Source organism: Allobosea sp. LjRoot90 (genome assembly GCF_964254315.1).
Taxonomy (GTDB): domain Bacteria; phylum Pseudomonadota; class Alphaproteobacteria; order Rhizobiales; family Beijerinckiaceae; genus Allobosea.
The window spans coordinates 165604-188877 of the sequence record NZ_CAXUTF020000009.1; the positions used below are offsets into that span (position 1 = coordinate 165604).

Genomic DNA, 23274 nt, shown 5'->3' on the forward strand with positions numbered 1-23274 from the left:
GAGCGCGGCGCGCCGGTCAGTTGCCCTGCTTGAACGCGTCCTGGATCGCCTTGGCCGCCTGCTTCGGCGTCATCGAGCCGCCGGCGATCTCGGCGGTGGCGTCGTTGACCACCCGGCCGACCGAGGGACCGAGATCCTGGTCGTAGAAATTCTGGTGGTACTTCGAGGCCGCGATGTTCTTCGCCACGTTCTGCATGATCGCCGTGCTGAGCGTGGCTTCCGCGCCCTTGTAGGTCGGGATGAGGAAGTTCTGCGCGGCGAGCGTGCGCTGGACGTCGTCGGAGATGAAGAATTGCAGGAACCCGACCGCTTCCTTCGGCGCGCCCTTGGTGACGATCCAGCCATTGACGCCGCCCAGCGTGTCGGTCGGCTGGCCCTTGCCGCCGGCGGGCATCGGGAAGTCGAACCAGCCGAGCTTGTCCTCCGGGACACCTTTCTTGTCGGCGGCGAGCGCCCGCTGCGTCGTCGAATGATGCGAGATGGCGAGGTTCATCGCCGCCTTGCCGTCGGCGAAGAAGCCGAGCGCCTGCTGGTTCTTGAAACCGAGGAAGCCGGTCTGGAAGGGCTCGAGGTCGACGAGCTGCTTCGTCAGCTCGCCGGCCTTCTGAAAGGTCTCGCCCTCGAAGCCGCCATTCTGTCCCTTCAACGCCGCCTCGAAGGCCGGCTTGCCGCCGAGGCGGACGGCGAGATGGGTCCAGTAGAAGTGCAGCGGCCACTTGTCGCCGCCGCCGACGGTGATCGGCGTGATGCCGGCCGCCTTCAGCTTCTTCACGGCACCGAGCAGGTCGTCCCAACTCTTGATCGCGGCGCCGTCGACGCCCGCCTTGGCGAACAGATCCTTGTTGTAGATGAAGCCGACCTGCGAGACGTTATGCGGAAGGCCGTAGAGCTTGCCGTCAATGGTGAAGGCCTCGACGGCTCCGGCAGAGAGCTTGTCCTTGTAAGCGCCGACCGGGGCGGTGATGTCCTCGAGCACGCCGGCCTCGATCTGCGCCTTCAGCACCCCGCCGGCCCAGGAATAGAGGATATGCGGCTTGTCGCTCGACTGCAGGATGGTCGGCAGCTTGGCCTTGTAGGCCTCGTTCTCGAGGAACTGCATCTCGACCTTCACGCCGGGATGTTGCGCCTCGAATTTGCGCGCGACCTCGTCCCAGATCTTCACCTGGGCCGGGTTCTGCTCGATGTGGAGCCATTTTACCGTGGTCTGGGCAGCAGCGGCGCCGGCGGCGAGCAATAGCCCGGCGGCGCCGAGCACGACGGTCCTCAGATATCCCATCCTGTCCTCCCGTTCCGCGCTTTGATCGGCGGTTGAGGAAAGACTAACTCAAATTCTGAGGTGCGCAACTCAGAATCTGCCGTATATGATCTGCGTCAAGCGCCCGCTATTTCCGGGAGTGCTCGTATCGAGGCGGAGTGGACCATGGCTGCCATGTACTCAGACCTTGCCGGCAAGGTCGTTCTCATCACCGGTGGAGCCTCCGGTATCGGCGCTGCGATCTCGCGCCATTTCGCCGGGCAGGGCTCGACGGTGGTGCTGTTCGACATCCAGCGCGCTGTCGGCGAGGCGCTGGCGGCGGAGCTCAGTGCCGCAGGGCTTTCGGCGCATTTCTACAAGGTCGACCTGACCGATATCCCGGCGCTTCAGGCCGGCGTCGCGCAGGCACGCGCGGCGCATGGCCCGATCCTGGTCCTCGTCAACAATGCCGCGCATGACGAGCGCCACGCGACGGAGACGGTGACGTCGGAATATTGGGATGACCGGATCGCGGTCAATCTGAAGCACCAGTTCTTTGCTGCGCAGGCGGTGTTGCCGGACATGAAGGCTGCCAATGGCGGCGCCATCATCAATTTCGGCTCGACCTCGTGGATGGCTGGGCAGGGCGGCATGGCGGCGTATACCGCGAGCAAGTCCGGCGTGATCGGCCTGACGCGCTCGCTGGCGCGCGACTACGGCTCCTGGAATATCCGCGTCAACGCGATCGCGCCCGGCTGGATCATGACGGAGCGACAGATCGAGAAATGGCTGACGCCCGAGAGCGAGGCCGAACTCATGCGTCGGCAATGCCTGAAACGCCGGCTCATGCCCGCGGAACTGGCGAGGTTCACGGTCTTTCTCGCGTCGGACGAGGCCTCGGCCTGCACCGCGCAGCACTATGTCGTCGATGGAGGCTGGGTATAACCAGTCGGCCGCCCCTACCCCTCTACCCTGTGGGAGAGGGGATCCCGCGCGAACCCGTTCCCGCCTTTCCCGCACCCGCGCCACGCCGACGGAACCCTTCCGTGCAGGCGCCGCATGCTCTAGAGCAACAGCCGATTCAACAACGGTTCGGCTTGAAGCGATGTACGACATCAGATGGATTCGCGAGAACGCTGACGCGTTCGATCGGGGCTTGCAGCGGCGCGGGCTTGAGAAACTGTCGTCGTCGCTGCTGGCGCTCGACGACCAGCGCCGGGCCGCCATCAGCAAGTCGCAGGCCGCGCAGGAGCGTCGCAACGCCCTCTCCAAGGAGATCGGCAAGGCGATGGGCCAGAAGGACCTCGCTTTGGCTGAGCAGCTCAAGGCCGAGGTCGCCGCGCTGAAAGAGTACGGGCCGGCGCTGGAGGCTGAGGAAAAGGCCGCGGTCGAAAAGCTCAACGAGCAACTCGCGGCGATCCCGAACAAGCCCTTCGACGAGGTGCCGGACGGCGCCGACGAGCACGGCAATGTTGTGCTCGAAGGTCACACGAATGGCCAGCAGCCGGAGAAGACGGGCGGTCGTCTGTTCGGCTTCAATCAGATCAAGGAGCACTACGAGCTCGGCGAGGCGCTCGGCCAGATGGATTTCGAGACGGCGGCGAAGCTCTCCGGCTCGCGCTTCGTCGTGCTCGACCGTCAGCTGGCACGGCTCAACCGGGCGATCGGGCAGTTCATGCTCGACCTGCACACCGAGGAGCACGGCTACACCGAGGTCAATCCGCCCCTGATGGTGCGGGACGATGCGGTCTACGGCGTCGGGCAACTGCCCAAGTTCGAGGAAGACCTGTTCAGGACGACGACCGGCCACTGGCTGATCTCGACGGCCGAGGTGACGCTCACCAACCTCGTGCGTGAATCCATCCTCTCCGAGGAGGAGCTGCCGCGCCGCTACACCGCACTGACCCCGTGCTTCCGTTCGGAGGCCGGTTCGGCCGGCCGCGATACGCGCGGCATGCTGCGCCAGCATCAGTTCGAGAAGGTCGAGCTCGTCTCGATCACCGCGCCGGAAAAATCGCGCGAGGAGCATGAGCGCTTGCTCGCCTGCGCCGAGAACGTGCTGAAGAAGCTCGATTTGCATTATCGTGTGATGACGCTCTGCACCGGCGACATGGGCTTCGCCTCGCAGAAGACCTACGACATCGAGGTCTGGCTGCCGGGCCAGAAGACCTATCGCGAGATCTCGTCCTGCTCGGTCTGCGGCGATTTCCAGGCCCGGCGCATGAACGCCCGCTACAAGACGAAGGACGGCAAGGGCCCGTTCTTCGTCCACACCCTCAACGGCTCGGGCACGGCGGTCGGCCGGGCGCTGATCGCGGTGATGGAGAACTACCAGAACGCCGACGGCTCGATCACCGTGCCGGACGCGCTGGTTCCCTATATGCGCGGGATCACCCGCATCGAGAAGGCGGCCTGAGCCCATGCGCATCCTGGTGACCAATGACGACGGCATCCATGCCGAGGGTCTCGGCATCCTCGAGCAGATCGCCGCCCAGCTCTCCGACGATGTCTGGGTGGTCGCGCCCGAGACCGACCAGTCGGGCGTCGCGCATTCGCTGTCGCTGTCGAACCCGCTGCGCCTGCGCCAGATCGAAGAGAAGCGCTTTGCCGTGCAGGGTACGCCGACCGATTGCGTGATCATGGCGGTGCGCTCGGTCATGGCCGAGATGAAACCCGATCTCGTGCTCTCCGGCGTCAATCGCGGCCAGAACGTCGCCGAGGACGTGACCTATTCCGGCACCATCGCCGCCGCCATGGAGGGCACGCTGCTCGGCATCCCCTCGATCGCGGTGAGCCAGGCCTATATGGCGGGCGACCGCACCAGCATCTTCTGGGACTGCGCCCTGCAGCATGCGCCCGGCATCATCCGCCGCCTGCTGGAGGAGGGAATTCCGGAAGGCATCCTGTTCAATCTCAACTTCCCGAACGTGGCTCCCAGCGAGGTTGCCGGCGTCGCCGTCACCGCGCAGGGCCGTCGCGATCAGGAGCTGATGCGGCTGGAGCCGCGGCGCGACGGGCGCGGAAATCCCTATTACTGGATCGCCTTCCAGCGCGGAAAACACGAGCCGGCCAACGGCACCGACCTGCGCGCGCTCGCCGAGAAGAAGATCTCGGTGACACCGCTCGAACTCGACCTGACGCATGAGCCGACGATGACACGCTTCGCGCAGCTGTTCGCCTGAACGGCGCCGCGACCTGACACCGTAGACGATCATCAACAAGCGGAACGGCTGAGAGCGACAGGATGAGCGAGGAGGGCGCCAGCAGCAGCGAGAGCGAACGCACCGTCGCCTTCCTGCTGTCGCTCCGGGCGCGCGGCGTGCGTGATATCGCGCTGCTCAGGGCAATGGAGCGTGTGCCGCGCGAGCATTTCGCGCCGTCCCGCTTCGCCGATCTCGCCCGCCAGGACGTCTCCGTGCCCTTGCCCTGCGGCCAGACCATGACGGCGCCGCATACGGTGGCGGCGCTGGTCGGCGCACTTGAGATGAAGCCGGATTGCCGCGTGCTCGAGGTGGGCTCGGGCTCCGGCTATGTTGCGGCTCTGCTCGCCGCGATGGGCGGCACGATCGTCTCGCTGGAGCGCTATCGTACGCTCGCGCTCTCGGCGCATGAACGGCTCGCCAGTGGCGGCTTCGGCAAGGCGGTCGAATTGCGCCATGCCGATGGCCTGCAACCCGACCGCACGCTCGGCCGCTTCGAGCGCATCCTTGTCAATGGCGTGATGCAGGCGGTGCCGGAGGCGCTGCTCGCCCGGCTTGGCGTCGGCGGTCGGCTGGTCGGAGCGCTGCGCGTCGAGGGGGCAGGGCGATTGGTCGTCGTCACGCGCAACGACGGTGGTTTCGACCACGCCCTCGGCGGGATCGTGCGCATTCCGCCGCTGGCGCCGGGCCTGTCGCAGGCGCTGTAGCAGTGCCGCTACTGCCGTCATGCTCGGGCTTGACCCGCCGCTGTTCGGGTTGTTTCGGAAGCATGCCGAAACGCTAGTGCGCTGAGGTGTTCGAGCAGGCGATGATCCAAGTGGCATCCGCGGGGAACCCTTCTCCCGTGTGGGAGAAAGGCAGGGATGCGGGCCTGCCTTACCCGGAGAGGGCGCAGCGGCGCCGCATCGCCCTAACAATCAGCGGCGGTCCCTCACCCCTGCCCCTCTCCCATCCGGGAGAGGGGTTCCCCGCGGGAGTCCCGTTCGTTTCTGCTCACTGGACCTCTGCGCTCCGTCCGAGAATGACGTTTCCGGTCGCTCAGGAAATTCACCTGACCTGTCAGCAGCGCAACGCCTTCTTAACCTAACCGGCTCTTTAATGCGGACCGTAGAGTTGCGTCGTTCGCGAGTACAGAGTCCATGCGTAAGCAAGTCGAACTGGCCGTGCCGAAGTCCGTGGTTCGCGTCGTGTCGGTCTGCGCCCTTGCAGCCGGTCTGGGCGCCTGCTCCTCGGACACGTTGCGCTTCACTGAGGCGCCCTTCGCCAGCCCCTTCAAGACCGCCGAGGCTCCGGCTGCCCAGCGCGATCCGGCGACGACCGGCTCGATCGGGCGCGGCGCGCCACGCCAGTCCTACGAGACGGCCTCAGCCACCGGCAATCCGGGTGTGCGCAGCCAGCCGCTGCCGCCGCCGACTTCCTCGGTTGCACTCCGCTCCACGCCGCCAGCGGCACCAGCCCCGTCCGTCGGCGGCTCGGCCTCGGGCTGGAGCGCTCAGGGCGGCACGCCGATCGTGGTCGCCCAGGGCGAGACGCTCGAGGTGATCTCTGGCCGCTATGGTGTGCCGCGCGCAGCGCTTATGCAGGCCAATGGTTTGTCGGGTGAGGCCGCCCCGGGCTCCCGCATCGTCGTTCCCGTCTACAATGGTGCTGGCGCCCAGACCGCCGCGCGCCAGCCGGCGCCGACCGATAACCGTTTTGAGCAGCCGCGCCTCGCGCCGCCGCCGGTCTCGCGTCCGGTCGCGTCCGTCCCGGTCAAGCCCGGCGCCGCCCCGAAGGTCGCGGCCGTCGATCCCAGGACGCAGGCCGCCGAGGCCAAGGAGAAGGCCGCCGCCGACGCCAAGCGCATGGGCGAGGCCCGAGCCCGCTTCGCTGCCGAGGCCAAGGCCAAGGCGGCCGCCAAGGCCGGCACGGAAACCAAGACCGCGGCGCTGCCAGCTCCGGCCCCCGCCGCGGCCAAGCCGAAGGCTGCCGCGCCGGTCGTAGCCAGTGCGCCGGCCGAGAAGATCCTGGTCCAGCCGAAGGCTGTTGCTCCGGAGCCGAAGGCCGAGCCGCAGACCACCGCGAGCCTGCCCAAGGCCGAGGAGCCGGCTTCGTCCGGCGCCGAGTTCCGCTGGCCGGCCCGCGGCCGCGTCATCGCCGGCTATGCCGGCAAGGGCGGCAATGAGGGCATCAACATCGCGGTGCCGGAAGGCACTCCGATCAAGGCGGCCGAGGGCGGCGTCGTCGCCTATGCCGGCAGCGAGCTCAAGGGCTACGGCAACCTCGTGCTGATCCGCCACCCGAACGGTTATGTCTCGGCCTACGCCCATAATGGCGAGCTCAGCGTCAAGCGCGGCGAGCAGGTCAAGCGCGGCCAAGTCGTCGCCAAGTCGGGCCAATCCGGCAACGTCAACTCGCCGCAGCTGCACTTCGAGCTGCGCAAGGGTTCGACCCCGGTCGACCCGATGCCCTATCTCAGCAGCAACTGATCCTGGAAAGGCCCGGCGAACGCCGATACGCCGGGGCCTTTCCAAGCTTCTTTGACGCAATTCCGGGCGCGAAACCGCTTCGCACTTTCGCAGGAATGGCTTTCACACTTCGGCCGGCAATCGCGAGACCCCACCGGTCGAAACCAGGCGGGGCGGTCCCAGGAAAGGCCGCCCCGTTTTTCTTTGCCTTCCTTCCGAGAAGGAAGGATCACTTGGCTCTTGCTATTCGATCACAATTTTCAAAGACTAAGATCTTGGATGATGGGTACTTATAATTACATACTTCCTCGGCAACACGGATACAAAAACAGGTATTGTTTGAAAGCGCATATACTGCTTTCAAAAAGGCGATATCTGACATCCGTAGTACCTTCGACAGGCGATATAGTGCCTTGAGAGCCAATCTTTGAGATCGCGTCGGGAACGCTCTCATAACCGCCTCTGCCTTTGGCGCGGGCCCCCAAGGGCGAGGGCGCGCTACAACCTGCATGTGCAACAGGGTTGAGGATACCCTCTCGACTATCAGCTGGCTACTTCACCCCTCCAACCGCTTCTCCAGCCGCCCAGCCAGGTCCTGGATGTACTGCCAGGCCGTCCGCCCCGAGCGCGAGCCGCGCGTCGTCGCCCATTCCAGCGCCTCGTGGCGCAACTGATCGGGCTCGATCGCCAGGCCAAAATGGCCGACATAGCCGTCGATCATCGAAAGATACTCGTCCTGGCTGCATTTGTGGAAGCCGAGCCAGAGGCCGAAACGGTCCGAGAGCGAAACCTTCTCCTCGATTGCCTCGCCGGGATTGATCGCGGTTGAGCGCTCGTTGTCCATCATGTCGCGCGGCAGCAGGTGCCGGCGATTCGAGGTCGCGTAGAACACGACATTGTCCGGCCGGCCCTCGACGCCGCCGTCGAGCGCAGCCTTCAGCGACTTGTAGGAGGTGTCCTGGCCGTCGAAGGACAGATCGTCGCAGAAGACGATGGCAGGGTGCGGATCAGCCTTGAGCAGCCCCATCAGAATGGGCAGGCTCTCGATGTCCTCGCGATGGATCTCGATCAGCTTGAGGGGGAGGGCGCCTGCCGGCAGGCGCCGGTTGGTGTCGGCATGCACTGCCTTGACCAGCGACGATTTGCCCATGCCGCGCGCGCCCCAGAGCAGGACGTTGTTTGCCGGCAGGCCGCGGGCGAAGCGCTCGGTGTTCTCGGCTAGCGTATCACGCACCCGGTCGACGCCGCGCAGCAGCGAAAGCGCGACGCGGTTCACCTTCGTGACCGGCGCAAATTCGTGGCCGGCCGCATGCCAGACGAAGGCGTCGGCCGCGGTGAGATCGGCTGCGCGCCGGGCCGGAGGGGCAAGGCGCTCCAGCGCGTCGGCGATGCGCAGCAGGGTGGCGAGCGTCGGGTCGGTGGCGGTGTCGGTCATCGCAGGCATGTCCGCATAAGACTGGTGTACCGAACGGTACGGTACGCTCATAGCGCCGCTCTCTATCCGAAGGCAAGACCATTGCGCGCAGGGCAGGGACAGCTTAGCTGGGGGAGGCGGTCGGGAAACCGGCCGCTTTCGATTGATTTCACGACATCGCTGGCTATAGTCCGCGCGATTTTACCAACCCCGCGCCGGCCGGCCGTCAATCGGCGGCGACGTGAAGGAGCCTTCCCGTGATCACCCCCGCTTTTGCCCAGGGCTTTGGAGGCGGCGGCACCAACGACGTGCTGATGTCGCTGGTTCCGTTCGTCCTGATCTTCATCATCATGTGGTTCCTGATCATCAGGCCGCAGCAGAAGCGGGTGAAGTCGCATCAGGAGCTGATCAAGAACGTCCGTCGCGGCGACACGATCGTCACCTCGGGCGGCCTCATCGCCAAGGTCTCGAAGGTGATCGACGACGCCGAGATCGAGGCCGAGATCGCCGATGGCGTGCGCGTGCGCATCGTCAAGGGCATGATCACCGACGTCCGCGCCAAGGGCGAGCCGGTCAAGAGCTGAAGGCCGTGAGGCGCGGGGCTCAAGGCACCCGCGCCCGCCAACAAGGCTGTCCATAAAGATGCTTCGTCTCCAGGCCCGCAAGGTCATTCTCGTTCTGCTCGTGTTGGTCTTCGGCTGCGGGCTCGCCGTGCCGAACCTGTTCTCGCCCGAAACCCGCAAGGCGATCGAGCAGGGCGCCCCGGCCTGGATTCCGCGCTTCCTGCTGCCGATCCATGCGATGACGCTCGGCCTCGATTTGCAAGGCGGTGTGCATATTCTGCTCGAGATCGATCGGGCCGATTTGCTGCGTAGCCAGGTGACGCAGTTGCGCGACGATGTTCGCCGTATTCTGCGTGATGAGCGCATCAATATTCAGGGTGGCATCGCGACAACGGCGCGTGGTGTGCAGTTGCGGGTGCCGGACGAGGCAGACCGCGTCAAACTTCTGCCGAAACTGCGGGAGCTCGCGCAGCCTTTGAGCGCGCTTGGTGCCTTGGGCGGTACCGGCAACTCGACAATGGATATTTCCGAGCAGCCCAACGGGCTCGTCCAGGTGTCGATCAGCGAGGCGGGAATCAACGACCGGATCAGCCGCGTCTCCGGACAGGCGATTGAAGTCATTCGCCGACGCATCGATCCTGATGGCACCGTCGAGCCCAATATCCAGCGCCAAGGCCTTGACCGCATCCTGGTCCAGGTACCAGGAGGCAATCCCGACGAGATCAAGCGCCGCGTCGGCCAAACCGCCAAGCTGCAGTTCCGCCTGGTGGCCGACCAGACCGCCAGCGATGTCGAGATGCTGCCCTCGCAGGATCAGGGCGGCCAGCCGATTCCGATCAGCCGGCAGGTGATCGTTGAAGGTGCAGATCTCGTCGATGCTCAGGCTGCCTTCGATCAACGCACCAGCCAGCCGATCGTCAACTTCCGCTTCAACATCCGTGGCGCCCAGCGCTTCGGCCAGGCGACCACCGAGAACCTCGGCCGCCAGCTCGCCATCGTGCTCGACAACAAGGTGATTTCTGCCCCGGTGATCCAGTCGCCGATCACCGGCGGCTCTGGCCAGATTTCCGGCAACTTCACCGTCCAGTCGGTCAACGATCTCGCGATCCTGCTGCGCGCCGGTGCGCTGCCCGCCAAGATGACCATCGTCGAGGAGCGCACCGTCGGTCCTGGCCTCGGCCAGGATTCGATCCAGGCCGGCAAGATGGCGACCATCATCGCGACCGTGCTGGTCATCCTCTACATGATCGGCAATTACGGGCTGTTCGGCATCATCGCCAGCATCGCGCTTGTCGTGCACGTCTGCCTGATCCTCGGGCTGATGTCGCTCCTGGGGGCGACCATGACCTTGCCGGGCATCGCCGGCATCGTGCTCACCATCGGCACGGCGGTCGACTCGAACGTGCTGATCTACGAACGCATGCGCGAGGAATCCCACATGGGAAGATCGCTGGTCTCGGCACTGGAGGCCGGCTTCCAGCGCGCTTTCGCCACGATCATCGACTCCAACGCCACAATGCTGATCGCGGCGGTCGCCCTGTTCACGCTCGGCTCCGGCCCGGTGCGCGGCTTCGCCGTCGTCTTCATCCTGGGCATCCTGACCACGGTCATCACCGCGGTGACACTGACGCGGATGCTGATCGCGCTTTGGTATCGCTGGGCGCGGCCGAAGGCCCTCCCTTTCTGACGCCGCAGGCCAGGAGATAACAGACCATGCGCCTGCTTCGCATCGTTCCCGATAATACCCGCTTCCGCATCGTTCACTGGCGGCGCCTCGCCTATCCGTTCTCGGCGGCCTACTCCGTGCTCGTGCTGGTGCTGTTCCTGACGGTCGGCCTCAATTTCGGCATCGATTTCCGCGGCGGCACGCTGATGGAGATGCAGGCCAAGAGCGGCAAGCCTGACATCGCCCAGGTGCGCCAGACCGCCAATGGCTTCGGCTTCGGCGAGGTCGAGGTCCAGGAATTCGGCGGTGCCGGCGAGCTCTCCATGCGCTTTGCTGTGCAGCCGGGCGGCGAGATCGCCCAGCAGGGCGTGGTGACCAAGGCGCGGGAGACCTTCTCCGAGGCTTATGAGTTCCGCCGGGTCGAGACGGTCGGTCCGCGCGTATCGGGCGAGCTGGTCCAGGCCGGCACGCTCGGCGTCGTGCTCGCGATCCTCGGCGTCCTAGTCTATCTCTGGTTCCGCTTCGAGATGCAGCTCGCCATCGGCGCGATCGTCGGCACCATGCACGACATCGTGCTGACGCTCGGCTTCTTCCTGATCACGCAGCTCGAATTCAATCTGACCTCGATCGCGGCGATCCTGACGATCGTCGGCTATTCGCTGAACGAGACGGTGGTGGTGTTCGACCGCACGCGCGAATTGCTGCGCCGCTACAAGACCATGCCGATCCCGGAATTGCTCGATCTCTCGGTCAACTCGACCCTGTCGCGCACCGCGATCACCTCGACCACCACCGTACTCGCGCTGATCGCGCTGGTCTTCTTCGGCGGCTCGGCGATCGAGGGCTTCGCGCTCGTCATGCTGTTCGGCGTGGTGGTCTGCACCTATTCGGCGATGTTCGTCTCGACGCCGGTGCTGCTCTATCTCGACGTCCGCGCCGGCCGCCTCGACCAGAGCGAGGAACTGGCCGAGGCCAAGGCGCGGGTCTGAGGCCAAGAACTGAGTCATCTCGGACGGAGCGCAGCGGAGATCCGGGATCCATTCCGGAGCCTTTCCGATAGAGGTTCCGGAATGGATCCCGGGTCTCCCTCCGGTCGCCCGGGGTGACTCGCGCTTTCTTGCCGATGATATGAGGGCAGTTATGGAACGCCGCTTCGACGGCTTCGTCCCCGGCCGCTACCAGATCGACGCTTTCGGCGCCGGCGGCTTTCGCTTCGCCGAGATGAGCCATCGCGGCTCGATCCTGGCGACACCGTCCGGCGTCCGGATCTGGCCGGTCGCCAGCTTCGCCGAGGTGACCCTCGCCAGCTTGCAGCCGGTCCTCGACGAAGCCGAGGCGATCGACTTCCTGATCCTCGGCATCGGGCGCGAGATCGCCTTCCTGCCAGCTGCCTTGCGCGACCCGTTCAAGGCCGTCGGCATCACCGTAGAGGCGATGGCGACTCCCGCCGCGGCGCGCACCTTCAACGTCCTGGTCGGCGAAGAGCGGCGGGTTGCCGCGGCGCTGATCGCCGTGGAATGAGAGCGTCATGCTCGGGCTTGACCCGGGCATCTCAGGCCGGAGGAGGCTCCTACTCGCGCCTTCTCGTCATGAGATTCTCGGGTCTGCGCTTTGCTCCACCCGAGAATGACAGTGGGCGATCAAATCCCATCAGCCATGTCGCTCCCGCGTAGCCAAGGCTGTCGACCCGGCCTAGACTGCCGACGCTTCGACCCGTGTGACGACGGGAGCGGGGAGGGCGCATGACCACGAAAACCGAGCACCGCGCCGGCACTGCGCCGGGCCCGCTCTCCCAGGCCTATGGCCATTGCCTCGCGCTCGTGCGCGAGCACGATCCCGACCGCTACATCGCCTCGCTTTATGCGCCCGAGGCGCTGCGGCCCGGGCTGTTCGCGCTCTATGCCTTCAGTCACGAGGTTGCGCGCGTGCGCGAGCAGGTCAGCGAGCCGCTGCCGGGCGAAGTCCGCCTGCAATGGTGGCGCGACGTGCTCGAGGCCGGTCCGGACGCGCCTGCGCCGGGTCACCCGGTCGCGCAGGCGCTGCTCGACACTGTCAGGCGCTTTCGCCTGCCCATCGCCCCGCTTTCGGGCCTGATCGAGGCGCGCGTCTTCGACCTCTATGACGATCCGATGCCTTCGCTCTCCGACCTTGAAGGCTATGCCGGCGAGACCTCGAGCGCGCTGATCCGGCTCGCCTGCCTCGTGCTGGCGCAAGGCCGTGATCCGGGCGGCGCGACCGCTGCCGGCCATGCCGGCGTCGCCTATGCGCTCTCCGGGCTGATGCGCGCCTTCCCCTGGCATGCGGCCCGCGGCCAGGTCTATCTGCCGGCCGACCTGCTCGCCCGCAACGGCGTCACCCGCGAGGACATCGTCCGCGGCCGCGGCGGGCCGGGCCTGATCTATTCGCTGAAGGAGATGCGGGCGCTGGCGCGCATCCACCTGCGCAAGCTGAACGACCTTAGCGCCACCGTTCCGGCGTCGATCAGGCCGGCCTTCCTGCCGGTTGCACTGGTCGAGCCCTATCTCAGGCAGATGGAGCGCGGCGGCTACGATCCCTACCGCACGATCATCAACCTCTCGCCGCTCAAGCGGCAATGGACGCTGTGGCGCGCGGCGCGGATGGCGGGGCGGTAGGACCCGTCATGCTCGGGCTTGACCCGAGCATCTCATGACGGATGAGCTCTTGTCGGCGCCTTCTCGTCACGAGATTCTCGGGTCTGCGCTTTGCTCCGCCCGAGAATGACGGCTAGGCTATTCAGCCGCCTGCACGCTCGCCCCACCAATCCAGCCATCGAGCTCGACCTTCGCCCGCGCCGTCAGCGCCTGCTTGCGGGCGACGCTCTTGGCTGGGCCTTTGAGCTTCTTGCCGTCGGGGCCATGCGTCGCCTGGCCCTCGATATGCGGGAACAGGCCGAAATTGATGTTCATCGGCTGGAAGGAGCGCGGCCCCTCGTCGATGGTGACGATGTGCCCGCCGGTGATGTGGTTGACGAGCGCGCCGAGCGCCGTCGTCGCCGGCGGTAGTTCGAGCGGCCGGCCGAGCCGCTCGGCAGCGGCGAGACGGCCGGTCAGAAGGCCGATCGCAGCGCTCTCGACATAGCCCTCGCAGCCCGTGATCTGCCCGGCGAAACGCAGGCGCGGGTCGGCCTTCAGCCGCAATTGCGGATCGAGCAGCTCCGGCGAGTTGAGATAGGTGTTGCGGTGGATGCCGCCGAGCCGGGCGAATTCGGCGTTCTGCAGGCCCGGGATCATCCTGAAGATCGCGGCCTGCTCGCCATATTTCAGCTTGGTCTGGAATCCCGTCATGTTGAACAGCGTGCCCAGCGCATTGTCCTGCCGGAGCTGGACGACGGCGTAGGCCTTCACCGTCGGATTATGCTTGTTGGTGAGCCCGACCGGCTTCATCGGCCCCCAGCGCAGCGTCTCGCGGCCGCGCTCGGCCATTACCTCGATCGGCAGGCAGCCGTCGAAATAGGGCGTGCCTTCCCATTCCTTGAACTCGGTCTTCTCGGCCGCAAGCAGTGCGTCGATGAAGGCCTCGTATTGGTCGCGGTCGAGCGGGCAGTTGATGTAGTCGGCACCGGTGCCGCCGGGGCCGGCCTTGTCGTAGCGCGACTGGAACCAGGCGACATCCATGTCGACCGAGTCGAAATGGACGATGGGCGCGATCGCGTCGAAGAAGGCGAGCTCGCTCGCGCCGGTCAGCGAGCGGATGCCCTCGGCCAGGGCCGGCGAGGTGAGGGGGCCGGTCGCGACGATGACCTTGTCCCACTCGGCCGGCGGCAGCCCGGCGATCTCGCCGCGCTCGATTGTGACGTTCGGATGGGCTTCGAGTGCCGCGGTGACGGCGGCGGCGAAGCCGTCCCGGTCGACCGCAAGCGCGCCGCCCGCCGGAACCTGGTGCTTATCGCCCTTGGCCATGATCAGCGAACCGAGTCGGCGCATCTCCCAATGCAGCTGACCGACGGCGTTGGAGGACGAATCGTCCGAGCGGAAGGAGTTCGAGCAGACCAGCTCGGCGAGGCTCTCGGTCTTGTGGGCGTCGGTGCCGCGCACCGGGCGCATCTCGTGGAGGATGACGGGTACGCCGGCCTCGGCGATCTGCCAGGCGGCTTCCGAACCGGCGAGGCCGCCGCCGACGATGTGGATGGGTGCGATTGTCATGGCCGCGATGTGTCTGCGGCGGCGCCCAAGGTCAAGGGCGCAAGGCTAATCAAGCCCCAGAAACGCAAAATGCCCGCTCGAAAGCGGGCATTCGCTCTTCGACCAGATCCTGAGGGGAGGAACGCAGGACCTAGGAGAAACTAGTCGGGTAGAAATCAGGCAGTCGCGTGGGTACGGGCGACGTACTGGATGTCCGAGCGCGACAGGCCGAGGTCGTCGAGCTCACGGTCGGTGAGGCGGGACAGCTCGCGAACGGTCTCGCGGTAACGGAAATAGGCGCGGATCTTGGTAGCGATCATGGACAGGAACATGGCGATAACCTTTTGGTTTTTCGGGGTTTGGCCCCGACAGCGATGAATTCGTTGTGCACTGCATATAGAGCGATCATGGTGCCTCTCACAGGGGCGCGGCGTCAGTTCTGTTATGCGGTCAACGCATGGCAAATTAAGAGATCGTTTGGAAAGGGCCGCTGACCCGCGCAGAGCGCTTAACGATTTTGTCAGAACAGTGACAATTTGGCCTAAATTTTAGGCGGCAGGCGGCTCGCTTTCGACTTGGTCCGGTTTGTGCCGCTGATTTGTGCGGAATCGACGTGATTGGCCATGCAGTTTGCACTGCAGCATTGGTTGCGAGGCCAAAAGCGGCGTAACGCACTGTTCACCATGCCCGGATTCGAAGACAATTGTTCTCATTCTGCCGGCGGACATCATGCGTTTGCGTGAGACGGCCGGCGTGATTCGATGATTCCGGCTATGACGGGGCAGGGCATGCAGGGCGCGGGCTATTGCGAGCGGCTGAGCGGCACTTTCTGGGCCGAGCCGCTCAATGCAGTCAGCAATGCCGCCTTCCTGTTGGCGGCGCTGGCGGCCTTCCTGCTGCTGCGACGGCACGGTCGCCGCGACTGGCCGGCCGAATCGCTGACGGCGCTGGTCGCGATCATCGGTGTCGGCTCCTTCCTGTTCCACACCATGCCGCAGCGCTGGACGCTGCTGGCCGATGTCGTGCCGATCCAGCTCTTCGCGCTCTGCTATTTCGGCCTGGCCCTCAATCGGTTCATCGGATTGTCGCCACTGCTGGCTGCAATCGGCGCGCTTCTCTTCCTCGCTGCCTGTTTCGGCCTGGCCTCCAGTCTCGCGCCATTGCTGCCGGTCGGTATGCGCGGCTCGGCCGGCTATGCCGGCTTCCTCCTCGGTCTCGCCGGCGTTGCGCTCGCGGCAAGGCGGAGCGGGGATGCCGCCACCGGCGGTCGGATCGCTTTCGCCGGCCTCGTCTTCGCTTTGTCGCTGAGCTTCCGCTCGCTCGATTCGGTGCTATGTGGCGCCGTTCCGTTCGGGCTGCATTGGGGCTGGCATCTGCTCAACGGCCTGTTGCTCTATCTTCTGCTGCGGGCCGCGATCACGCATGACCCGCCGGCCGTGAGCCGCAATTGGCCGACTTAGCCGCCGGTCAGGTGCCGCTCAGCGCACGATCACCGCGCCGCGGCGTGCCGGCACGACGACCGTGCCGCGGGCGGGAGCGACCACGACCGGGCGGCGGCGAACTGCAACCGCGCCGCGCGGCCCGGCACAGGCTGCGCCACGGACTCCGCGCGCGCAGACAACTGCCTCGGCAGATGTCGAGATCGCCGGGGCCAGGGCGGCAAAGCCGCCGGCGGAGAGGGCAAGCAGGGCCGCGAACTTGAGAAGACTATGCATGGCGGCGTCTCTCCATTTCGGATTGTGAGCTTTGCCAGAGTGGGCTTCAGGCGCGACGCCTCATCGTCTGCCCCGTGGCGACATTCCGCAAGGGCATACTGCCGCGGCCTGTCGCTTGGTGGGGCTTGACCGCGCACGGCGCTTTATTTAACAAGATAGTTATATAAGGAATTGGGTATGAAGAGCCTCGACGCAGCCTTCTCCGCTCTCGCCGATCCGACGCGCCGGGCCATCCTGGCGCGGCTGGCGCTCGGCGAAACCACGGTGATGGAACTCGCCGAGCCCTTCGCGATGTCGCAGCCGGCGGTGTCGCGGCACCTCAAGGTGCTGGAGGAGGCGGGGCTGATCATGCGGCGGATCGAGGGGACGAAGCGGCCCTGCCGGCTCGCGCCGGGCGCGCTCGAGGAGATCGACAAATGGCTCGCCATGCTCAGGCGGGCCCTGGAAGCGAATTACGACCGGCTGGACCAGCTTCTGGCCGAGATGGAACCAGGCAAGGAGACAGACCAGAGATGACCCAGCTCACCCTGAAGACCGAAGGCAACACTCATGTCGTCGTCACCCGCCGCTTCAAGGCCCCGCCGCAGGCGGTCTACCGCGCCCATACCGAGCCGGCGCTGATCCAGAAGTGGCTGCTCGGCCCCGAGGGCTGGACCATGCCGGTCTGCGTCAACGAGGCGAAGCCGGGCGGCAGGATCCGCTATGAATGGAGCGACGGCAGCGGCGGCAGCCTCACGCTGACCGGTGAGTACGTCGTGCTCGAGCCGTTCGGTCGCATCGTCCATGTCGAGCGCTTCCATATGCCCGATCCGGCGCCGGACAACATGCCCAACCCGACACCCGACAACCATATCGAGACCCGCTTCGAGGCCGAGGGCGCCGGCACGCTGATGACGATGCGCATGACCCTGCCGGACTCGGCCACCCGCGAGGCGATGCTCGCCACCGGCATGGAATACGGCATGGAGGCGAGCTACGCCCGCCTCGACGAGCTGCCGGCCTGAGCGCCGTTCCATCCCACGCACCGGCGATGGCTTGACCCACCGCCGGCGTGCCCGGAAGCTTCCTCCATAATAAAGAGAGGGGAAGCGCGCATGCCGGATCCGGCCCAGGAACTCGATCTCGCCAGCCTGAAGGGCCGGCTCTATTCAGCCGTGCTCTCCGATGTGCTCGACGAGCTCGGCTATCCCGACCAGGCGGTGAAGCCCTTCGTGCGGCCGCTCGACGATGCCAGCGTGCTCTGCGGCTTCGCCCGCACCGGGCTCTACATGAAACGCTACCATCTCCCTGAGGGGCACAATCCCTATGCGCTGGAGATGGACCTGATCGACAGCCTGAAACCCGGCGAGGTCGCGGTGCTCGCCTGCGACGGGCCGACCGACCGGATCGCGCCCTGGGGCGAACTGCTCACCACCGCCTCGAAAGTGAGAGGCGCCGCCGGCTGCCTCACCGACGGGCTGGTGCGCGATGTCCGCCGCATCCGCGAGCTCGACTTCCCGGTCTTCCATGGCGGCATCGGCCCGCTCGACACCAAGGGCCGGGCCGAGATGATGGCCGCCGACGAGCCGGTTGAGGTCGGCGGCGCGCGCGTCGCGCCCGGCGATTTCATCTTCGGCGACGTCGACGGCGTCGTCATCGTGCCCCGCGCGATCGCGCCCGAGGCGATCCGGCTGGCGCTGGCCAAGATCGAGGCCGAGGATTCGACCCGCGAGGAACTGCTCGCCGGGACAAGCCTGCGCTCGGTCTTCGAGCGCCACGGCGTCCTGTAGCGACGCCTTAGCTACACCGCTCCAGCAGCCGCGACGCCGCGGTCACGCCTTCGAGCGAGAAGGTGTAGCTGGTTTCGTTGCCGCGGGCCGAGCGCGCCGCCAGCACCATCTCGTCGCCGGCCTTCATCGCCGCGAGCAGCTCGCCTTCGCGCTCCAGCCGCTGCAGCCAGGCATTGTTGCCCGAGGTCAGCATGCGGAACGTCTCGTCGCCGATCGTCACGGTGACGGTCGAATCCTTGGCGAAGTCGTAGCCGGTCTGGAAGCTCGACTCGGTGCGGCTCTGGGCGCTCGGCGCGGTCTGCACGAAGAAGAACACGTCGCCATGACGCAAGGTATCAGGTTTCTCGGTGCCCGGTGACGAGACGATATAGCAACGCTTGCCATTGCTGCCGTCATAGGCCGCCGCGTTCCACTGCTTGAACTGGCCAATTGGCTGGACCGGAGCGGAGAAAGCCGGGGCAGCGGCGGTAAGAAGGCTAAAGGCCGCGGGAAGCGCCAGTCTGATCATCGGTTCATCTCCTGTTTGCATCGCAGGGATGTCCAGGAGCGGTTTAACAAGGCGTAAACAAGACCCTCACAATGCCGTGCGACGGAAGGGCGCGGGGGTGGGGATGCCAACCGCGACGTCTCCCTTCTCCCGGATGGGAGAAGGTGGCGCGGAGCGCCGGATGAGGGCCTGCCGTTGCCGTAGACGGCGCGGCGGCTCCGCTGCGGCCTTTTGCGGGGAGGGCGGGCCCTCACCCCTGCCCCTCTCCCACACGGGAGAGGGGTTCTCCGTCGCGGTTCCCGCGCCCTTGCTTCACCCACGCGCCAAATCCCGCCCGCAGGCCTGCCTGCGGGCGATTAGAATACGGGGCTGGCGGAGCGCCACGAGGCGCGTTGTCGTATCCGCTTCCGTTGAGCCAGGAAGCGGCGCGGATGAAACCTCATCCGCACGCCCCGTGGCGCTCCGCCTTCGGCTTCTTAAGTCTCCGGGCCGCGCTTCTGCGAAGCCGGCTGCTGGCCGTGCCGCGATGCCTTTGGGTGCCAGTTCCCCTCTTCGGGTCGTCGCTCCCTCAGCGCCGTCGCAGTGGCCCGAGCCGGGTTCGACCAGATTGGATCAATCCGATCGAGCCCGTCTCTCACCTTGAGTGAGAGACCGCTTTATCCAATCGACAAGCCGATTGGAGCGGGCTCTCGTGCAGCCGCTTCATCTAGCGAGCTCCTCGCACAGGGATCGTAGTGTCCCCAGGGCGGTGCCCCGAAGCCTCCCGGGAGCGGGGCGTAACCCCCGCCCGCAGGCGCCGACCCTCACCCAGCCTCTGGCATACCTCCGGACGGCCGCCCCGTATGGGTGATGGGCGAGGGGATCATACGGGAGGTTTTGGGGGCGGGGATAAGTTCGTTGCCGAAGTCTCTCTCGTCATGGTCGCCCTTGTGGCGACCATCCACGTCTTTACGCCGGAACGACCGGTCGAGCAGCGTTCCACGGGCCGGCGCTTGCCATTCGCGTCGCAAGACGTGGATGGTCGGGACAAGCCCGACCATGACGGAGAGGGGTGGATGCGCCCGCACGCCGCCCCGGCGCGCCTTGCGGGCACCGAGACGTTCGGCCAGTGTTGCGGGGCTGCTCCGCCGGCATGGCGCGGTTCGCGCTCATTGTCGAAGCCGGGGGCCGAGCCGTGGATGACGAGGGCCGGGATCTCCACAGGACGCTGGAATACCGCGCCACCACCAGCATCGCCCGGCTGCTTCCGACCGGCCTGCTGCTGATTTTCATCGGGCTCGCCCTCCTCGTCCTGGCCGATGCCAGCGACAAGCCTTCGTCATGGGGCCACTATCTCTTCATCGCCCTCGCCGTGGCGGTGGGCATCGGCGTCGTCGCGGTTGCGCTGCGGGCGCGCTACAGGCCCGGCAAGCCGCTCTTCGCGCTCTCGCCGGCCGGCATCGACTACCGGATTCCGTGGGTCAAGCAGGTCCTCATCCCCTGGCACGAGGTGCAGGCCGTCGAGGCCGCCGACATCGTCACGAAGCTGTTCAATCCCATGTCGCTGTTCGCCAGCGGCCCGACCCTGCTCTACAGGACTTCGCTTCATCCCGATGTCACCGTCATCGTGGTGTCCCGGCAGTTCTACGAGACCGTGCTCCATGTGAACTCGTTCCTGCTGCGCGGCCCCGGCTGGAACGGCAATTTCATCCCGTATGGCGAGACGGTGCAGGTCGCGCTGCACCACGAACTCGTCGCGGCCGATCGACAGCAGCTCCGCCAGGCGGTTAGGTCCCGCTGGCTGGCCTTCCGGGACCAGACCGCGACGGGGCAGGTGGCGACAACCGTCCCGGTGACAGGTCCCTCCCGCGCTCGGCCGGCGGGCGTGGCCATGGGCGACGATCCGCGGACGCTGTTGCGCTTTCAGCTGCTCCAGATCGCCGTCCTCCTGGCCGGCATCGCCGCCGCCGGGGCCAATATCGCCGGGCTCTGGCAGCTCGACGGGCAAGGCGCGGCGAGGCAAGCCCGTGCCAAGACCCTCGAAGACCGCCGGGATCGGGAGGTCGCGCGAAAGCGGATGCAGGAGGAGGCAAAGCAGCGCGCCGCCGAGGACAAGCGGCGGCAGGAGGAGAACGAAGAGGTCCTGCGCCGGGCCTTCGGCAGGTGACGCGACGCCCCTTCCTTCTCCCGGAGGGGAGAAGCTGGCGCGAAGCGCCGGATAAGGGCCTGCGGGCAAACCGGACGGCCGCCCCGTATGGGTGATGGGCGAGGGGATCATACGGGAGGTTTTGGGAGCGGGGATAAGTTCGCTTCTCCCGACATGCTCGCTCTTGTGGCGACCATCCACGTCTTGACGCAGGAATGGCCGGGCAAGCGGCGTTTCGCGGGCCGGCGCTTGCCGTCCGCGCCGCAAGGCGTGGGCGCTCAGGACAGGCCCGAGCATGACGGAGAGAGCCGCGGCGTCCTTGCCTTCTCCCGGATGAGGGCCTGTGGGCAAACCAGCGAAGCGGGGCCGTGGCCAGCGGGCGGCTATGACGGTTGGCGGCGATCCCTCACCCCACCCTTCTCCTATCCGGGACAGGGGTTCCCCGCGCCCATCTGAATGGCCGCCCCGTATCGGTCATGGGCGAGGCGATGGCACGGGAGGTTTTGAGGGTAGAGATATGTCGAGGGCGAGATCTTCGAGTTGAATAAGAGTCGTTAAATTTATAATTTTAAGAACTATATTTTGAATTTGTATATCGACATAGTATTATTTAAATAAATATATACACGATATCGATATGCATTCTGGAAATTAATAAGGTTAGTTAAATATATATTATAATCATGGATATCATAAAACAATTTTTACTTCAGATTTCGGTACGAGGTGAAAATTTTCCTAAAGTTATCATTCAAAAGAGCGGATTGAGAGAAGAAATTCGAACGATCGTTGCGCCGTTCGAGTGGGGTTGGCAATCCGCAATATAAGACGCATAATGGGCCTAATTGCTTGAACATCATGCCGATTTCTTGAGGCTGAGTGGTATGGGCGCAAAGCAGGACTTTGTTCGTGCCTGGATGAAAAGCGAAAGTAGTGGTGATCGTGAGTTTAATAAAGCTCCGGTACTAGTTCCGTTCGCCCGAATGGACTATTGGTTTTTAATGGAATCAATAGCCTGGCGCAGTGATAAAACGCTGCCAAACGAGGTTAGTATTCCTCGCGGGTTTGTTACAGATCTTGCATCAGTTCCATGGGTTTTTTGGTCTTTGCTTCCACCAATCGGACCTTATGGAATGCCGGCTATTATGCATGACTGGTTATATTGGACGCAGTCGGTAGATCGAAAATCAGCTGATAAGATATTCTATAGTGCTATGGTTGAAATGAACACACCTACTTGGAAAAGGGCGGCTATATACGGTGCGTTGCGCCTTTTTGGGTGGACAGCGTGGCGAGGTAATGCAAACGCAAAACTTAGAGGAGAAAAGAGAGTACTTAAAAATTTCCCTAGCGACCCTAAGGTAAGCTGGGAATTTTGGCGTACGAGCCCGGGGGTTTTCTAGTGAGTCCCGGTTCAACAGAGCAGCGGCGCTTAGCCCTTGTTATTGGTAACGGATCTTACCGATTTGTACCTCCGCTAAATAACGCAAAGAATGACGCCGAATCTTTTGCAGAAGCGCTGGATAGGCTTGATTTTTCAGTGTCGCTGGGAACTGATCTGAATCAGAATTCGATGGAAGATTTAATTCGTTCCTTCGAAATAAGCGCAAGATCATCAGATGTTGCTCTTCTATATTATGCAGGTCATGGTATTCAGGTATATGGCCAGAATTACATGATCCCTATTGATGCTATAATACAAAGTCAAGACCAGCTTCAGCGGAGGGCTTTTAATCTAAATGATCATCTAGGCGTGTTATCAAATTTTTCTGGCATAAATATTATCTTCCTCGATGCGTGTCGCGATAATCCGTTTGCGAAGACATTAAGTAATGATACGCAAGTGAATGGGATAACCAGGGGGTTTCTTCCGTCTGGATTGGCCGCGATGGTCGCCAAGCGTGGGACTTTTATCGCCTATGCGACCGACCCCAATAACACCGCAGTCGATGGTGCGCAGGAGCGGCACAGTCCATTCACTGAAGCTTTATTGCAACATATTGAGCAGCCGGAGCTCAGTCTTAGTCAAATCATGACTCGCGTGCGTAAGCAGGTGAAGACAAAAACTGGTGGTCGTCAAACTCCTTGGGATCAATCGTCGCTGGAGGAAGATTTCTTTTTTTCGATTAAAAATTTGGACAATAATACCGCTGATGATCGCCCTACTTCGTTCTCTCTTTTGAAGGTTGATTCTTCAAATTCTGATTCGTTTAGTGCCGACCGCTCTCCTTCGAGTAATAGGTTGTCATTTTTTGTAGGTATGATTTTTATTGCTGTCACAGCCGTTTTTTTGGGGTTCACGAATACGTCAATAAGATGCAACATAAACTACAATGATATTTGCGCCCTTACTGAAATTGGCAAGCAAAAAAACAAGGAGAGGCTAATTAAGATTGGAATGGAATTTCCGCATTTTTCAGCAATTATTCAGCAGCGCATGATTGATGTTGAGAGAGTCTCGTTAGAAGAGAGAAGTCGAGAGGAGGGTCTACAGAAGCAGCTCGAGATCGTA

At 64.3% G+C, this 23274-nt stretch carries 23 protein-coding genes; 17 read left to right on the top strand and 6 right to left on the bottom strand.

Annotated features, from left to right (window positions below; translation table 11 throughout):
- Positions 1 to 16: 16 nt before the first annotated feature.
- The gene (locus ACSQ3M_RS25615; protein ID WP_436152894.1) at positions 17 to 1276 is read right to left on the bottom strand and encodes an extracellular solute-binding protein; all 1260 of its coding nucleotides are present in this window, start codon (positions 1274 to 1276) and stop codon (positions 17 to 19) included.
- A 144-nt stretch (positions 1277 to 1420) separates the two neighbouring features.
- Here ACSQ3M_RS25615 and ACSQ3M_RS25620 point away from each other — a divergent pair, with 144 nt between their 5' ends.
- The 5 genes from ACSQ3M_RS25620 to ACSQ3M_RS25640 all read left to right on the top strand — a co-directional run bounded on the left by ACSQ3M_RS25620 (position 1421) and on the right by ACSQ3M_RS25640 (position 6902).
- The gene (locus ACSQ3M_RS25620) at positions 1421 to 2179 is read left to right on the top strand and encodes an SDR family NAD(P)-dependent oxidoreductase (protein ID WP_436152895.1); all 759 of its coding nucleotides are present in this window, start codon (positions 1421 to 1423) and stop codon (positions 2177 to 2179) included.
- A gap of 160 nt (positions 2180 to 2339) precedes the next feature.
- Positions 2340 to 3650: a serine--tRNA ligase gene (gene serS / locus ACSQ3M_RS25625; protein ID WP_436152896.1), complete on the top strand. Its 1311-nt coding sequence runs from the start codon at positions 2340 to 2342 to the stop codon at positions 3648 to 3650.
- 4 nt (positions 3651 to 3654) lie between these two features.
- Positions 3655 to 4416, top strand: a complete 762-nt coding sequence (gene surE / locus ACSQ3M_RS25630) for a 5'/3'-nucleotidase SurE (RefSeq protein ID WP_436152897.1) — start codon at positions 3655 to 3657, stop codon at positions 4414 to 4416.
- A gap of 62 nt (positions 4417 to 4478) precedes the next feature.
- The gene (locus ACSQ3M_RS25635) at positions 4479 to 5141 is read left to right on the top strand and encodes a protein-L-isoaspartate O-methyltransferase family protein (RefSeq protein WP_436152898.1); all 663 of its coding nucleotides are present in this window, start codon (positions 4479 to 4481) and stop codon (positions 5139 to 5141) included.
- A 432-nt stretch (positions 5142 to 5573) separates the two neighbouring features.
- Entirely contained in the window at positions 5574 to 6902 is a 1329-nt protein-coding gene (locus ACSQ3M_RS25640; RefSeq protein WP_436152899.1) for a peptidoglycan DD-metalloendopeptidase family protein, read from the top strand.
- Between the two features lie 535 nt (positions 6903 to 7437).
- Here the strand turns inward: ACSQ3M_RS25640 and ACSQ3M_RS25645 are convergent.
- Positions 7438 to 8316 carry an ATP-binding protein gene (locus ACSQ3M_RS25645; RefSeq protein WP_436152900.1) on the bottom strand — a complete coding sequence of 293 codons (879 nt, stop codon included), beginning with the start codon at positions 8314 to 8316 and terminating at the stop codon, positions 7438 to 7440.
- A gap of 293 nt (positions 8317 to 8609) precedes the next feature.
- Between ACSQ3M_RS25645 and yajC the strand changes: the two genes are divergently transcribed.
- From yajC to ACSQ3M_RS25670, 5 genes are all read left to right on the top strand, one after another.
- The gene (yajC, locus tag ACSQ3M_RS25650; RefSeq protein ID WP_436152922.1) at positions 8610 to 8879 is read left to right on the top strand and encodes a preprotein translocase subunit YajC; all 270 of its coding nucleotides are present in this window, start codon (positions 8610 to 8612) and stop codon (positions 8877 to 8879) included.
- Positions 8880 to 8937: 58 nt separating this feature from the next.
- Positions 8938 to 10545, top strand: a complete 1608-nt coding sequence (gene secD / locus ACSQ3M_RS25655; RefSeq protein ID WP_436152901.1) for a protein translocase subunit SecD — start codon at positions 8938 to 8940, stop codon at positions 10543 to 10545.
- Between the two features lie 26 nt (positions 10546 to 10571).
- Positions 10572 to 11513, top strand: a complete 942-nt coding sequence (gene secF, locus ACSQ3M_RS25660; protein WP_436152902.1) for a protein translocase subunit SecF — start codon at positions 10572 to 10574, stop codon at positions 11511 to 11513.
- 151 nt (positions 11514 to 11664) lie between these two features.
- Complete coding sequence (locus ACSQ3M_RS25665) at positions 11665 to 12045, top strand: Mth938-like domain-containing protein (protein ID WP_436152903.1); 381 nt, start codon at positions 11665 to 11667, stop codon at positions 12043 to 12045.
- Positions 12046 to 12266: 221 nt separating this feature from the next.
- Entirely contained in the window at positions 12267 to 13157 is an 891-nt protein-coding gene (locus ACSQ3M_RS25670) for a phytoene/squalene synthase family protein (RefSeq protein WP_436152904.1), read from the top strand.
- A gap of 117 nt (positions 13158 to 13274) precedes the next feature.
- Here ACSQ3M_RS25670 and trmFO read toward each other — a convergent pair whose 3' ends face one another.
- Both trmFO and ACSQ3M_RS25680 read right to left on the bottom strand, forming a co-directional pair.
- Entirely contained in the window at positions 13275 to 14687 is a 1413-nt protein-coding gene (trmFO, locus tag ACSQ3M_RS25675) for a methylenetetrahydrofolate--tRNA-(uracil(54)-C(5))-methyltransferase (FADH(2)-oxidizing) TrmFO (protein ID WP_436152905.1), read from the bottom strand.
- Between the two features lie 155 nt (positions 14688 to 14842).
- On the bottom strand, positions 14843 to 14998 hold the full coding sequence (locus ACSQ3M_RS25680) for a DUF1127 domain-containing protein (protein ID WP_436152906.1): 156 nt from the start codon (positions 14996 to 14998) through the stop codon (positions 14843 to 14845).
- A gap of 441 nt (positions 14999 to 15439) precedes the next feature.
- Here ACSQ3M_RS25680 and ACSQ3M_RS25685 point away from each other — a divergent pair, with 441 nt between their 5' ends.
- On the top strand, positions 15440 to 16126 hold the full coding sequence (locus ACSQ3M_RS25685; RefSeq protein WP_436152907.1) for a ceramidase domain-containing protein: 687 nt from the start codon (positions 15440 to 15442) through the stop codon (positions 16124 to 16126).
- Positions 16127 to 16144: 18 nt separating this feature from the next.
- Here ACSQ3M_RS25685 and ACSQ3M_RS25690 read toward each other — a convergent pair whose 3' ends face one another.
- Entirely contained in the window at positions 16145 to 16381 is a 237-nt protein-coding gene (locus ACSQ3M_RS25690) for a hypothetical protein (RefSeq protein WP_436152908.1), read from the bottom strand.
- 177 nt (positions 16382 to 16558) lie between these two features.
- Here ACSQ3M_RS25690 and ACSQ3M_RS25695 point away from each other — a divergent pair, with 177 nt between their 5' ends.
- The 3 genes from ACSQ3M_RS25695 to ACSQ3M_RS25705 all read left to right on the top strand — a co-directional run bounded on the left by ACSQ3M_RS25695 (position 16559) and on the right by ACSQ3M_RS25705 (position 18150).
- Entirely contained in the window at positions 16559 to 16897 is a 339-nt protein-coding gene (locus tag ACSQ3M_RS25695; protein WP_436152909.1) for an ArsR/SmtB family transcription factor, read from the top strand.
- Positions 16894 to 17385, top strand: a complete 492-nt coding sequence (locus ACSQ3M_RS25700) for an SRPBCC domain-containing protein (RefSeq protein WP_436152910.1) — start codon at positions 16894 to 16896, stop codon at positions 17383 to 17385. Before ACSQ3M_RS25695 ends, ACSQ3M_RS25700 begins: the two co-directional genes overlap by 4 nt.
- A 90-nt stretch (positions 17386 to 17475) precedes the next feature.
- Complete coding sequence (locus tag ACSQ3M_RS25705; protein ID WP_436152911.1) at positions 17476 to 18150, top strand: RraA family protein; 675 nt, start codon at positions 17476 to 17478, stop codon at positions 18148 to 18150.
- 7 nt (positions 18151 to 18157) lie between these two features.
- On the opposite strand, the gene ACSQ3M_RS25710 is transcribed toward ACSQ3M_RS25705, so the two are convergent.
- Positions 18158 to 18658 carry an invasion associated locus B family protein gene (locus ACSQ3M_RS25710; RefSeq protein WP_436152912.1) on the bottom strand — a complete coding sequence of 167 codons (501 nt, stop codon included), beginning with the start codon at positions 18656 to 18658 and terminating at the stop codon, positions 18158 to 18160.
- Between the two features lie 1111 nt (positions 18659 to 19769).
- Between ACSQ3M_RS25710 and ACSQ3M_RS25715 the strand changes: the two genes are divergently transcribed.
- From ACSQ3M_RS25715 to ACSQ3M_RS25725, 3 genes are all read left to right on the top strand, one after another.
- The gene (locus ACSQ3M_RS25715; RefSeq protein WP_436152913.1) at positions 19770 to 20783 is read left to right on the top strand and encodes a hypothetical protein; all 1014 of its coding nucleotides are present in this window, start codon (positions 19770 to 19772) and stop codon (positions 20781 to 20783) included.
- A 980-nt stretch (positions 20784 to 21763) separates the two neighbouring features.
- Positions 21764 to 22165: a DUF1353 domain-containing protein gene (locus ACSQ3M_RS25720; protein WP_436152923.1), complete on the top strand. Its 402-nt coding sequence runs from the start codon at positions 21764 to 21766 to the stop codon at positions 22163 to 22165.
- The coding region (locus tag ACSQ3M_RS25725) for a caspase family protein (protein ID WP_436152914.1) at positions 22165 to 23274 on the top strand (1110 nt) is incomplete at its 3' end. The genes ACSQ3M_RS25720 and ACSQ3M_RS25725, both read left to right, overlap by 1 nt.

Excerpts from the sequence above, each read along its gene's own strand:
- ACSQ3M_RS25670 (WP_436152904.1), top strand. The coding sequence starts at position 12,267 with ATGACCACGAAAACCGAGCACCGCGCCGGCACTGCGCCGGGCCCGCTC.
- ACSQ3M_RS25640 (WP_436152899.1), top strand. The coding sequence starts at position 5,574 with ATGCGTAAGCAAGTCGAACTGGCCGTGCCGAAGTCCGTGGTTCGCGTC.
- secF (WP_436152902.1), top strand. The coding sequence starts at position 10,572 with ATGCGCCTGCTTCGCATCGTTCCCGATAATACCCGCTTCCGCATCGTT.
- ACSQ3M_RS25665 (WP_436152903.1), top strand. The coding sequence starts at position 11,665 with ATGGAACGCCGCTTCGACGGCTTCGTCCCCGGCCGCTACCAGATCGAC.
- secD (WP_436152901.1), top strand. The coding sequence starts at position 8,938 with ATGCTTCGTCTCCAGGCCCGCAAGGTCATTCTCGTTCTGCTCGTGTTG.
- ACSQ3M_RS25615 (WP_436152894.1), bottom strand. The coding sequence starts at position 1,276 with ATGGGATATCTGAGGACCGTCGTGCTCGGCGCCGCCGGGCTATTGCTC.
- ACSQ3M_RS25710 (WP_436152912.1), bottom strand. The coding sequence starts at position 18,658 with ATGATCAGACTGGCGCTTCCCGCGGCCTTTAGCCTTCTTACCGCCGCT.
- surE (WP_436152897.1), top strand. The coding sequence starts at position 3,655 with ATGCGCATCCTGGTGACCAATGACGACGGCATCCATGCCGAGGGTCTC.
- serS (WP_436152896.1), top strand. The coding sequence starts at position 2,340 with ATGTACGACATCAGATGGATTCGCGAGAACGCTGACGCGTTCGATCGG.
- ACSQ3M_RS25690 (WP_436152908.1), bottom strand. The coding sequence starts at position 16,381 with ATGCATAGTCTTCTCAAGTTCGCGGCCCTGCTTGCCCTCTCCGCCGGC.
- ACSQ3M_RS25720 (WP_436152923.1), top strand. The coding sequence starts at position 21,764 with ATGGAATCAATAGCCTGGCGCAGTGATAAAACGCTGCCAAACGAGGTT.
- ACSQ3M_RS25685 (WP_436152907.1), top strand. The coding sequence starts at position 15,440 with ATGACGGGGCAGGGCATGCAGGGCGCGGGCTATTGCGAGCGGCTGAGC.
- ACSQ3M_RS25635 (WP_436152898.1), top strand. The coding sequence starts at position 4,479 with ATGAGCGAGGAGGGCGCCAGCAGCAGCGAGAGCGAACGCACCGTCGCC.
- ACSQ3M_RS25680 (WP_436152906.1), bottom strand. The coding sequence starts at position 14,998 with ATGTTCCTGTCCATGATCGCTACCAAGATCCGCGCCTATTTCCGTTAC.
- ACSQ3M_RS25620 (WP_436152895.1), top strand. The coding sequence starts at position 1,421 with ATGGCTGCCATGTACTCAGACCTTGCCGGCAAGGTCGTTCTCATCACC.
- ACSQ3M_RS25700 (WP_436152910.1), top strand. The coding sequence starts at position 16,894 with ATGACCCAGCTCACCCTGAAGACCGAAGGCAACACTCATGTCGTCGTC.
- ACSQ3M_RS25645 (WP_436152900.1), bottom strand. The coding sequence starts at position 8,316 with ATGACCGACACCGCCACCGACCCGACGCTCGCCACCCTGCTGCGCATC.
- ACSQ3M_RS25715 (WP_436152913.1), top strand. The coding sequence starts at position 19,770 with ATGGCGCGGTTCGCGCTCATTGTCGAAGCCGGGGGCCGAGCCGTGGAT.
- trmFO (WP_436152905.1), bottom strand. The coding sequence starts at position 14,687 with ATGACAATCGCACCCATCCACATCGTCGGCGGCGGCCTCGCCGGTTCG.
- ACSQ3M_RS25695 (WP_436152909.1), top strand. The coding sequence starts at position 16,559 with ATGAAGAGCCTCGACGCAGCCTTCTCCGCTCTCGCCGATCCGACGCGC.
- yajC (WP_436152922.1), top strand. The coding sequence starts at position 8,610 with ATGTCGCTGGTTCCGTTCGTCCTGATCTTCATCATCATGTGGTTCCTG.
- ACSQ3M_RS25705 (WP_436152911.1), top strand. The coding sequence starts at position 17,476 with ATGCCGGATCCGGCCCAGGAACTCGATCTCGCCAGCCTGAAGGGCCGG.